The following is a 10,670-nucleotide window of genomic DNA, read 5'->3' as shown; positions in this document are numbered from 1 at the left end:
GGATGGGCAACACGATTCACGCCCGCCGCGCGCTCGGCGCCGCCCTCCTCTCCGCCGGCCTGCTTGCCGGCCTGCTTGCCGGCCTGCTCGCCGGCCACGCCAGCTTCGCGCAGACGAGCGGCGCGACCGGCGCAACCGTCATGCCGGTCGGCAACGGCAACGTGCAGGCGACCGCGCTGCCGGCCGCCGCCGCGCCCGCGTCGCTGACGTCCGGCACCGCCGCGCATCCGGCCGCATATCCGGCTGCACATCCGGCCGCCATTGCGTCGCCGCCGCCCGCGAACGCCGCGCCCGGCCAGGTCGTCGCCGGCGGCAAGGTGCCCGACGAGGCGACCAAGGCCGCCGTGCTGCAGAAGCTGCGCGACACGTATGGCGCGACCAACGTGGTCGACCAGATCGAGGTTGGCGACGTCGCGACGCCGCCGAACTGGAGCGCGAACGTGCAGAAGCTGATCGGCCCGCAGTTGAAACAGATCAGCAAGGGCCAGCTGAAGATCGACGGCACGCAGATCGAGATGAAGGGCGAGGTGCACAACGAGGCGCAGCGCCAGCAAATCGCGAGCGACATGGCGAACACGCTGAACCCGACCTACACGATCCGCAACGGGCTGCGCGTGTCTGCGTCCGAGCAGGGGCTGCTCGACCAGACGCTCGCGAACCGCACGATCGAGTTCGAAACCGGCAGCGCGACACTCACGCCGCAAGGCAAGGTGGTGCTCGACCAGATGGCCTCGGCGCTCTCGAAGATGCCGAACCGCACGGTCGACCTGATCGGCCATACCGACAACTCGGGCAACCGCACGTCGAACATTGCGCTGAGCCAGGCACGCGCCGATGCGGTGAAGGGGTATCTCATCACCAAGGGGATCGCGTCACAGCAGATGACGACGACGGGCGTGGGCCCCGACCAGCCGATCGCGCCGAACGATACGGCCGAAGGGCGCGCGCGGAATCGACGGATCGAGTTCCGGGTCGGGCAGTAGTCGCGCTGCTGCCGGCTCCGTTGCGAGCCGGCGCGGCCGACGGCGGGTAGCCGGAGGCGGGTGGCCTGAGGCGGGCGACCGGCCGCGGGCGCCCTAAGGCGGGCGGCAGCAGCGATGCGCCGCCCGCTTTGCGTTTACGACTGCTCGTCCGGCTTCACGCCGAGCAGCTCGCGAATATGCGACAGCGACCCATCATCCTTCACAACGCTCTCGAGCCACTTGTGCAGCGGCATGTCGGCCCATTCGGCGGCCTTGTCCGCCAGATACGCGACCGGGCTGTGCGGCTCGGTCTGCCGGAAATAGCGCGCGACCGAGCGGAGCTGGTCGACCGCCTGCGCACGGTTCTGGATCCCGGCAATCATCGGCGCCACCGGACGCGAAACGGGCTGCTGCTGCACGTGGGTCTCCTCCATGTAAGCCGGCGCACCGAAACTCGGCTCGATGCGGTCCGGCTGCGCGGGTTGCGACTGCGCCTGCGACTGCGCGTGCTGCTGCGCGCCCGTATAGCCCTGCTCGCGCGCAAAACGCTCGGCGAGCCGGTACACGGTCTCGAACGCGTCGCGTGTTTGCCGGAAGCTAGGCGCCGCGTCGCCCGCGCGCGCTTCGAGCGTCGCCTCGAACGCGTCGAGCGCAAATTCGAACGCCTTCAGGTTCCCGAGCAGCGCCGAGTAGAACGCGAGCGGCGTCACGCGCCGCGACGCGTCGATCTGCTCGACCGACGGCTTGCCGCGCGCGATGTCGTGCGCGTGATCCGGATCGCGCTTCACCGCCTGCGCGACGTGCTGCGCGACCTCCCAGTCGAGCGTGCTGTACGCGCTCGACGCGCCGTCCGTCAGCGGCACCGCGCGCAGCAGCTCGGCCGTGCGGCCGGCGAGCCACGCGACGTTGCCGAGCCGGTATTCGGTGTCGTCGCCTTCGGGCAGCGGATGCACGCCATCCCAGTACTGGCCGCACAGCCCGTCGAGCAGCGCGTAGCCGTCGGTGAGGCCCGTGATGCCGTCCTCGAGCGCGAGCGCCTCGGTCAGCCACACGGCGAGCCGCAGGTCCTTCGTCTGCGTGCGCAGCAGCTCGGTTGCACGGTCGACGACGAAGCTCCAGTCGGCTTCCTTGATCTCGGTCACCCATTCACCCTGGTCGAGCGACGGATCGTCGTAGCGCCGCGCCTCCTGGATCGCGTCGAAATCGTGCGAGAACAGCAGGTCGTCGCCGCACGGCGACGCGTCGCTGATCGGCGTCAGCAACTCGGGAAGATTGATCGGCATGGTTCAGTGAATCCGTTGAGGCATGGGGTTGCGCGCGGCGCTCGTTCGATCGCTCGTTCGGCCGCTCATTCGACCGTGTATTCGAACTCGCCGGCATCGTCCGCGCGCACCGCGATGCGCGCGATCGCCGCGCCGTCGGCGATCCGGCCGAGCACATGGCCCGCGATCTCCGGCAGCAGCGTGCCGTTCAGGATGTGATCGACGTTGCGGGCGCCCGAATCGACCTCGGTGCAGCGCGCGAGCACCGCGTCGACGAGCGACTCGTCCCATTCGAACACGGCCTTGTGGTTCGCGTCGATCCGGCGGCGGATGCGGTCGAGCTTCAGTTCGATGATCTCGGCGAGCACGTCGTCGGAGATCGGGTAATACGGCACGACCTTCATCCGGCCGAGGAACGCGGGCTTGAACGCCTTGTAGAGCTGCGGGCGCAGCGCTTCGGCGAGCGCGTCCGGATCGGGCAGCTCGTCGGCCGGCTTGTTCAGGCACGCCTGCATCACGGCCGGCGAGCCGACGTTCGACGTCAGGATGATCAGCGTATTGCGGAAGTCGATCTCGCGCCCTTCCGCGTCGTCCATCATCCCCTTGTCGAACACCTGGAAGAACATCTCGAGCACGTCGGGGTGCGCCTTCTCGACCTCGTCGAGCAGCACGACCGAATACGGGTTGCGACGCACGGCCTCGGTCAGCACACCGCCCTCGCCGTAGCCGACGTAACCCGGCGGCGAGCCCTTCAGGCCCGACACGCTGTGCGCCTCCTGGTACTCGCTCATGTTGATCGTGATCATCTTGCGCTCGCCGCCGTACAGGATGTCCGCGAGCGCAAGCGCGGTCTCGGTCTTGCCGACGCCCGACGGCCCGACGAACATGAACACGCCGCGCGGCTTGTTCGGATCCTCGAGGCTCGCCGACGCGGTGCGCACGCGCTGCGCGATCGCTTCCAGCGCATGGTCCTGGCCGATCACGCGCGCGGCGAGCAGCGGCTGCAGGTTCAGCACCGTGCCGATCTCGTCCTTCACCATCCGGCCGAGCGGGATGCCCGTCCACGACGCGACAATCTCGGCAACCACATGGCCGTCGACCTGCAGCGGCACCATCGGCTCGCCGCCCTGCAGCGCGCGCAGCGCCGCGACGCGCTCGGCGAGCTTGTCGCGCGTGGCCGACACGTCGACGGGCTCGCCGTCCTCCGACGGGCCGCGCGCGCGGTCGAGCGCCGCGCGCAGCTCGGTGATCTCGGCGACGATCGCGCGCTCGCCTTCGTAACGGGCTTCGTCGGTCGCGAGCTGTTCAAGCGCCGCGTCGCGCGTGCCGCGCAGTTCGCCGAGCCGCTCGTCGTGCGCGGTGCCGCTCGCCGCCTCGCGCTCGAGCGACGCGATTTCCGCGTCGATCCGCTCGATGCGCTTCTTCGTGTCGTCGATCGCGGCCGGCGTCGCGCTCTGCGCGAGTGCGACCTTCGCGCACGCGGTGTCGAGCACGCTGATCGCCTTGTCCGGTAGCTGGCGGCCACTGATGTAGCGGTGCGACAGGCGCACGGCCTCGGTAATCGCATCGTCGAGGATCCGCACGTTGAAGTGCGTCTCCATCAGGCCCGCCATCCCGCGCAGCATCGCGGCCGCGAGCGGCTCGCTCGGCTCCTCGACCTTCACGACCTGGAAGCGCCGCGCGAGTGCCGCATCCTTCTCGAAGTACTTCTTGTATTCGCTCCACGTCGTCGCGGCGATCGTGCGCAGCTCGCCGCGCGCGAGCGCGGGCTTCAGCAGGTTCGCGGCATCGTTCTGGCCGGCCTGGCCGCCCGCGCCGATGATCGTGTGCGCCTCGTCGATGAACAGGATGATCGGATGCGCGCTCTTCTTCACCTCGTCGATCACGCTCTTCAGCCGGTTCTCGAACTCGCCCTTCACGCTCGCGCCGGCCTGCAGCAGCCCCATGTCGAGCACGTGCAGCGCGACGCCGCGCAACGGCGGCGGCACGTCGTCGGCCGCGATGCGCAGCGCGAGCCCTTCGACCACCGCGGTTTTGCCGACGCCCGCCTCGCCCGTCATGATCGGGTTGTTCTGGCGGCGCCGCATCAGGATGTCGATCGCCTGGCGGATCTCCGCCTCGCGGCCGATTACCGGATCGATCTTGCCGTCGCGCGCGCGCTGCGTAAGGTTGGTCGTGTAGGTGTCGAGCGCGGGCGTCTTCGACGGGCCGCCCGCAGGCGCCCCGCCTGTCGTCCCATACTCCGGCGCGTCGCCGCCGTCTTCCGCATCCGCCTGCCGCGGCTCCGCCTCGCTCGACCCGGCCGTGATCTCGTCGAACTTGTGCTTCAGGTCCGTCACGCGCATCTCGGCGAACTGCGCGGACATCCGCTGCGCGAATTGCGCAAGGTCCGGCGCGGTCAGCAGCGCGAGCAACAGATGCCCCGAGCGAATCCGGCCGAGCTGCGAATCGAGCGACGCGATCAGCCACGCCTGCTCGAACAGCGCGATCAGGTGCACCGAGAACACCGGCGTGCGCGTATTGCCCGTCTTGAGCCGCGTCAGCTCGCGCTCGAGGTCCGCGCGCAGCGCGTGCGGATCGATGCGGCTCGCGCGCAGCGCGAGCGGCAGGTCGCCGGCCGGCTCGTCGAGCAGCGCGACGAACAGGTGCTCCAGATCGACCTCGTAGTGGCCGCGGGCAAGACACGCGCTCGCCGCGCGTTCGGCCGCCTGCCGGCACAGCGGGTTCAGTTTCAGGATCAGGGTCTTGAGGGGCGTGCTCATGAAGTCGGTCTCAGGTTCGATTGCGTCGCGTGTTGTTGTTCGGTGTTCGGAATGAATCAATGAATCACGTGCAGCTCGTAGCGCGCGTCCGCGCGGTCGTGCGCCGCGTCGCGGGTGCACAGGAACGCGTCCCAGCCGAGCCGCGCGCCTGCGCCGAGCACGCTCGCACCGACTTCGCTGCGCTTCAGCACGAGCGACACCTCGTATTCGAGCGTGAGCCCGGCGAGCAGCGTCAGCATCCGTTCGAGCGCGACCGCCTGCGCGCCGCCGGGCAGGAACGCCTCGTAGTCGCGCTTCGACAGCGGGCCGACGACGAGCCGCGCACGCATGTCGCGCTGCCACACGCGCTCGCCGACCAGCGCGGTCGCGCCGAGCACCGCGTTGACTTCGCCGAGCACGCTCAGCTGGTCGGGCGGCACGTCGTACCACTTGCCGACGAACTGGTCGATCTTCACCGGCACGCGGAAGTAGTCGGACAGCGTGCGCTGCAGGTACGCGGCCGACATCGGCCGGTGCCGCGCGGCGAGCGCGTAGCCGGCCACCGCCTCGTCGAGCACGCCACCCGCGCCCGCCTGCAGGCTGTCGCGCACCTCGTCGCTCGTCACGCCCGCGATCGCGAGCAGCAGCGGCAGGTAGCGCTCGTCGCGGTCAAGCTCGTAATGGAACGGCAGCCGGTACTTCTTCCACGCCGAGTAGAACAGCGCGGTCGCGCGGTTCGAGAACACGTCGAAGAACGCGCGCGCCGCATGGTCGCGCTTCAGGTACTCGCGCGCGACGATCTGCTCGGTGTAGTGCAGCGGCAGCGCGCCCTGCCCGCCGAGCAGGCCGAAGAACGCGGGCGTCAGCTCGACGCGGCCGAGTTCGCCGGCCGCGAGCGCGGCGTCGCGCGCGCCGTCGTCGTCGTCGAGCAGTGCGCCGCTCTCGTCGAACGAGCGCAGGCGTTCGATCTCGCTGGCCGGAAAGCTGAGCGACAGCGAGTTCCGGAACGCGATGCGCTGCGCGACGATGTCGCCGTGCCGCCACGCGCCGGGCGCGTCCGACGCCTGCCGCGCGAACAGCCCTTCGAGCACGCGCACCGCCTGGAAGAACTCGAAGCGGTGCGGCTCGTCGAGCAGCGCGTCGACTACGCCAGGATCGATTCGCCGGTCCGGGGCTTGCATCGGATGATCTCCTCGCCGGTGCGCTTCGACACGACGACTAGTTGAACGAAACTGTTGAGGTGGACGTACAGCCCGAAGAAGCTGTCGAGCACGCGCACGAACGACGCGAGGCTCGAGCCGACGAAATGCTCCTCGTCGATCGTCAGCCGGATCTCGATGCCGCGCACGAAGGTGGCGAACGGCTTGCCGGGCAACCACTGGACGGCGCCGCGCTGCTCGATGCCCGCGAGCCCGTCGATCTGCCGCGTCGACACCGCGGTGCGCCGCAGGTCGTACAGCGTCAGCATTTCCTTCAGCGGTGCGAGCCCGTGGTCGACGAGCGACACGTGATTGAGCGCCAGATGCGACACGAGCCGCCAGTGCGCGGCGCGGCCGCGCTCGAAGCGCACGCTCGGCGTCGGGCGGCGCAGCATCGCGACGCCGCTCGTCTGCGCGCCGCCCTCCTGGAACAGGTCGCCGCCCTCGAGCCCGAACGCGAGCATCGCCGGCAGGTCGCGGTTCGTGCAGGTCAGGTCGAGGCTCAGCGTGTCGGTCTGCGGCGACGTCGGCTCGAAATCGATGTCAACGATCGAGATCTCGGTCTCGTAGCCGGGGCTCTTCTGCGCGACCCAGTCGTTGCGGCGTGCGAACCAGTAGTGGCCGACGCGTGCGGATTCGCCATGGTGCAGCGAATAGAACGGCCGGAACTCGATCACCGATTCCTCGTGCGCCTGCTGCCTGACGAGCTTCACCGAATCGATCGAGTACACCTCGTACGCGAACGCGCGCCGTGCCTCGGCGATCACCGGGTACGACACCGCGCGGTGCGTGATGCGGATCGGCTCGCCGTGCTGGCGGAACAGGTTGACGATCGGCGTGCAGAACAGCCGGAAGTGGTTCGCGGACAGCAGCTCGAGCAGCCGCGCGACGTGCGAATCGCCGCGCACGTCCTGCAGCACGAGGTGCAGCGTCGCGCGCTGGCAGCGTCCCGACGCGCGCGCGATCGCGGCGAGGTCGAAGTCGACGAAATCGAACTTGTCGGGGAACGCGAAATATTCGGTCAGCAGGCGGTACGCGGGGTGCGACTTCGCCGGATAGTCGATCAGCGCGTCGGCCTCGTCGAAGCCGGCCTGCGCGATCGGCAGCTTGCGCAGCGGCGTCCAGCGCCCATTGCGCTCGGGCTCGACGTACGCACCGAGCACGTTGACGAACAGGCAGTCGGTCAGCGCGGCGACGAACGACTGCTCGCCGTGCAGGTGCGCGCGCAGCGTCGACAGCTTCAGCGCGCCGAGATCGAGCTGCGCGGCGAGCGATTCGAACGTGATCGAGATCACGCCCGTCGCGTTCGGCGGCAGCACCGTCGCGCTCGGCGCGAGCGCGACCGGCACGTAGCGCGCCTCAGAGATGCGGATCGGCGCGAGCGTCACGTCATAGGCGGTGCGGAACCGGCACTGCACGCCGCGGATCGGCCGGCTCTTCAGCTCGGTGCCGCGCGCGACGACGACGGGCTCGGTCTGCTGGCCCGGCTGGCCCGGCGCGAACTGCGCAATCGAGCACGACGGGAACGGCCGCAGGTAGTGCGGATACAGCACTTCCAGCAGCGCTTCGGTGAATTCGGGGTAGTCGTCGTCGAGCTTCTTGTTGATGCGCGCGCCGAGCAGCGCGAACGACTCGATCATCCGCTCGACGTGCGGATCCTCGCAGTGCTCGCCGGACAGCGCGAGCCGCGCCGCGATCTTCGGATAGCGTTCGGCGAAATCCCGCGAATAGCGCCGCAGAAACGATAATTCGCGCTCGTAATACGGCAGCAATTCTTCCATCGATGACCCCGAACCTCTTCCTTCCGTTGCCGGATGACGTCCCGCCGGGCGGCGGGACAGCCCGCGCGGCGGCATGACTGACTGACAGCGTGACTTACTGCGCGAGTTACAGCGGTTTTGCGCCGCGCGCGCGCGTGACCGAATACTGCAGCGTCGACGGCTGCAGCATCGCGTCGAAATTGACCGGCTCCTCGGCCGGATGCACGACGAGCAGCGCCTGGATCGCGAAATAGAGCGCGTTGGTCGACTGCTCGTTGAGCTCGAACGTCACCTGTACCTGCTGCAGCCGCGGCTCATGGCGCGCGATCGCCTGCTGGATCGACTTGCAGATGAAGGTGCGATCGTAATGGCTCGCGAGGCTCAAGCCCGCGAAATCGTTCAGCCCGTAGGTCAGCACCGATTTCTGGCATTCCGGCAGCGCCGCCAGCTCGTGCTCGGTGTGCGCGATACGGGTGTTGAGGATCGCCTCGACGTCGCGGGCGACCGTGTTCTTCAGCTCGTCCAGCGACAATTGCCGCATTGCCGCTGAAGCAGGCAGATGCGGTTCGTCGTCGAACAGCTTGTCGAGAAAGCTCGGTTCGAATCGTTTCATCGGGGCGAAGCGTGAAGCGAAAGCAGCAACGGGACGGCGCGCGCCCCGTTGCCGCCACCGACCTTAGACCGCGTAGGTCTTGTCGTTCTTCGTCAGGCTCCAGGCGCCCTGCGTGTTGCCGCCCTGGTTGCCGCCGATCTTCTGCTGCGTCTGTTTCCACTGCACGGCCGCGTACTTCAGCGAGAAGGTCTCGTGCGGCAGGCCTTCCTTCTGAACACTCGGCGTTACGCTCGAGATGATCACGTACTTCAGCTTGACCTCGAGGTACTTGACGCGCTGGCCTTCGCCGTCCGAACGCATGAAGTCAATGGTGACTTCATCGAACGTCGTGCCGCCCGACGCGTGCTGGTACAGCAGCGGGCTCGACGAGTCGATCTCCTTCGTGAACACCATGTCGCCGTGCTCGCAGCGCTCCGACGTATGGCCGCCGGCCGTCGACGCGGTCGCCGAACGCGGCTGGATGATGGAATGGTCCCAGGATTTCAGTTCAATCCAGCTGGCGTGGTCCTTGTCTGCGGACTCGCCTTTGATCGCCGGATTACCGAACTTCAGATACATGTCTAACATGGCCCTTCGACTCCCCAAAGAGGTGGTTTTAACGTCCTACCCAGGCGGCCCGCCCGGGCGAGATTTGCTCGCTTATGAATTTGCCGGTTTGGGCAGATCAGCGACAAGTCGCAGAGAAATCGAAAGTTCGTCGAGCTGAAAGTGCGGCCGCAGGAACGCGACCGAACGATACGAGCCCGGCTTGCCCGGAATCTCTGACACTTGTACGGAGGCCTCGCGCAGCGGGAATTGCGCCTTCTGTTCCTGCGTCGCGTTGTCGTCGAGCAGGACGTATTGCGAAATCCACCGGTTGAGGAACGTCTCGACGTTCTGGGCCGATGCGAAGCTGCCGATCTTGTCCCGCATCATCGCCTTCAGGTAGTGCGCGACGCGCGATACCGAGAAGATGTACTGAAGCTGGGCAGACAGGACGGCGTTCGCATTCGCGCTGTCGGTGCTGTATTTCTTCGGTTTCTGCACCGATTGCGCGGCGAAGAACGCGGCGTAGTCGGAATTCTTGCAATGCACGAGCGGGATGAAGCCGAGGTCGCTCAGCTCCTTCTCGCGGCGGTCGGTGATCGCGATTTCGGTCGGGCACTTCAGCGCGATCTCGCCGTCGTCGGTCTTGAACGTGTGGGTCGGCAGGTCCTCGACGAGGCCGCCGCCTTCGACGCCACGGATCGCCGCACACCAGCCGAAGTCGTCGAACGCGGCCGTCAGGCGCGCGGCGAACGCCCACGCGGCGTTGCACCACAGGTACTTGTCGTGGTCGGTGCCGTCGACGTCCTCGACGAAGTTGAAGCTCTCGGCAATCTGGCCGTCCTTCGGATTGAACGGCAGGCGGCCGAGGAAGCGCGGCAGCGTGAGGCCGACGTAGCGCGAATCCTCGGAATCGCGGAACGACTTCCACTTCGTGTATTCGACCGTATCGAACACCTTGCCGAGGTCGCGCGGCTTGCCGAGGTCGGCGAACGATTCGAGGCCGAGCAGCTCCGGCGAGCCCGACGCGATGAACGGCGCGTGCGCGGCCGCCGCGACGTGCGACATCTGCTCGATGAAGTACATGTCTTCCGGCTGGCGGGAGATCTCGTAGTCGCCGATCAGCGTGCCGAATGGCGCGCCGCCGAACGTGCCGAATTCTTCTTCGTAGACCTTCTTGAACAGCGCGCTCTGGTCGAACTCGGTCGCGCTCTTGAAGTCGCGCACGAGGTCGCGCTTCGGCGCGTGCAGCGCCTTGATCTTGATCGTCTGGCCCGTGTTGCTTTCCTTGACCAGATAGTCGAGGCCGCGCCACGTGCTTTCCAGGCGCTGGAATTCCGGCGCGTGCATCACGGCGGAAAGCTGCGCGGAGATCAGGCGGTCGAGTTCCGCGACGCGCGCGTCGATCGTCGCCGACAGGTTGTCCGACACGATCACCGTGCCGTCGAGCACCTGGTGCACGAGTTCGCCGATCAGGTCCTTCGCGCGCGCATGCTCGGAATCGGATTTCGCAACCTTGCTCTTCTCGACGATCTCGTCGAGCAGCGTGGTCCCGGCGGCATATTCCGCGCCGTTTGTCTCGGCCGCAGCCGTTTGCTGATTCATCTC

At 67.8% G+C, this 10,670-nt stretch carries 8 protein-coding genes; 1 reads left to right on the top strand and 7 read right to left on the bottom strand.

The window, feature by feature from the left end; genetic code table 11:
* Window positions 1-2 precede the first annotated feature (2 nt).
* On the top strand, window positions 3-983 hold the full coding sequence (locus DID96_RS11255; protein ID WP_124599397.1) for an OmpA family protein: 981 nt from the start codon (window positions 3-5) through the stop codon (window positions 981-983).
* Between the two features lie 134 nt (window positions 984-1,117).
* Here DID96_RS11255 and tssA read toward each other — a convergent pair whose 3' ends face one another.
* The 7 genes from tssA to tssC form a co-directional block, all read right to left on the bottom strand.
* Window positions 1,118-2,245, bottom strand: a complete 1,128-nt coding sequence (tssA, locus tag DID96_RS11250) for a type VI secretion system protein TssA (RefSeq protein WP_124599396.1) — start codon at window positions 2,243-2,245, stop codon at window positions 1,118-1,120.
* Between the two features lie 65 nt (window positions 2,246-2,310).
* Window positions 2,311-4,986, bottom strand: a complete 2,676-nt coding sequence (gene tssH, locus DID96_RS11245) for a type VI secretion system ATPase TssH (protein ID WP_124599395.1) — start codon at window positions 4,984-4,986, stop codon at window positions 2,311-2,313.
* A 56-nt stretch (window positions 4,987-5,042) separates the two neighbouring features.
* Window positions 5,043-6,146, bottom strand: a complete 1,104-nt coding sequence (gene tssG / locus DID96_RS11240; protein WP_124599394.1) for a type VI secretion system baseplate subunit TssG — start codon at window positions 6,144-6,146, stop codon at window positions 5,043-5,045.
* Entirely contained in the window at window positions 6,110-7,945 is a 1,836-nt protein-coding gene (gene tssF, locus DID96_RS11235) for a type VI secretion system baseplate subunit TssF (protein WP_124599393.1), read from the bottom strand. Before tssF ends, tssG begins: the two co-directional genes overlap by 37 nt.
* 106 nt (window positions 7,946-8,051) lie before the next feature.
* Window positions 8,052-8,537, bottom strand: a complete 486-nt coding sequence (gene tssE / locus DID96_RS11230; RefSeq protein WP_124599392.1) for a type VI secretion system baseplate subunit TssE — start codon at window positions 8,535-8,537, stop codon at window positions 8,052-8,054.
* A gap of 63 nt (window positions 8,538-8,600) precedes the next feature.
* Window positions 8,601-9,104 carry a type VI secretion system tube protein Hcp gene (locus DID96_RS11225; protein ID WP_026045069.1) on the bottom strand — a complete coding sequence of 168 codons (504 nt, stop codon included), beginning with the start codon at window positions 9,102-9,104 and terminating at the stop codon, window positions 8,601-8,603.
* Between the two features lie 72 nt (window positions 9,105-9,176).
* Complete coding sequence (tssC, locus tag DID96_RS11220; RefSeq protein WP_124599391.1) at window positions 9,177-10,667, bottom strand: type VI secretion system contractile sheath large subunit; 1,491 nt, start codon at window positions 10,665-10,667, stop codon at window positions 9,177-9,179.
* Window positions 10,668-10,670: the final 3 nt, after the last annotated feature.

This window comes from Burkholderia sp. Bp8963 (assembly GCF_003854275.1).
Classification (GTDB): Bacteria; Pseudomonadota; Gammaproteobacteria; order Burkholderiales; family Burkholderiaceae; genus Burkholderia.
The sequence above is the reverse complement of the archived record's forward strand: the minus strand, read 5'-3'. Positions and strand labels throughout refer to the sequence as shown.

Excerpts from the sequence above, each read along its gene's own strand:
- DID96_RS11255 (WP_124599397.1), top strand. The coding sequence starts at position 3 with ATGGGCAACACGATTCACGCCCGCCGCGCGCTCGGCGCCGCCCTCCTC.
- tssA (WP_124599396.1), bottom strand. The coding sequence starts at position 2,245 with ATGCCGATCAATCTTCCCGAGTTGCTGACGCCGATCAGCGACGCGTCG.
- tssH (WP_124599395.1), bottom strand. The coding sequence starts at position 4,986 with ATGAGCACGCCCCTCAAGACCCTGATCCTGAAACTGAACCCGCTGTGC.
- tssG (WP_124599394.1), bottom strand. The coding sequence starts at position 6,146 with ATGCAAGCCCCGGACCGGCGAATCGATCCTGGCGTAGTCGACGCGCTG.
- tssF (WP_124599393.1), bottom strand. The coding sequence starts at position 7,945 with ATGGAAGAATTGCTGCCGTATTACGAGCGCGAATTATCGTTTCTGCGG.
- tssE (WP_124599392.1), bottom strand. The coding sequence starts at position 8,537 with ATGAAACGATTCGAACCGAGCTTTCTCGACAAGCTGTTCGACGACGAA.
- DID96_RS11225 (WP_026045069.1), bottom strand. The coding sequence starts at position 9,104 with ATGTTAGACATGTATCTGAAGTTCGGTAATCCGGCGATCAAAGGCGAG.
- tssC (WP_124599391.1), bottom strand. The coding sequence starts at position 10,667 with ATGAATCAGCAAACGGCTGCGGCCGAGACAAACGGCGCGGAATATGCC.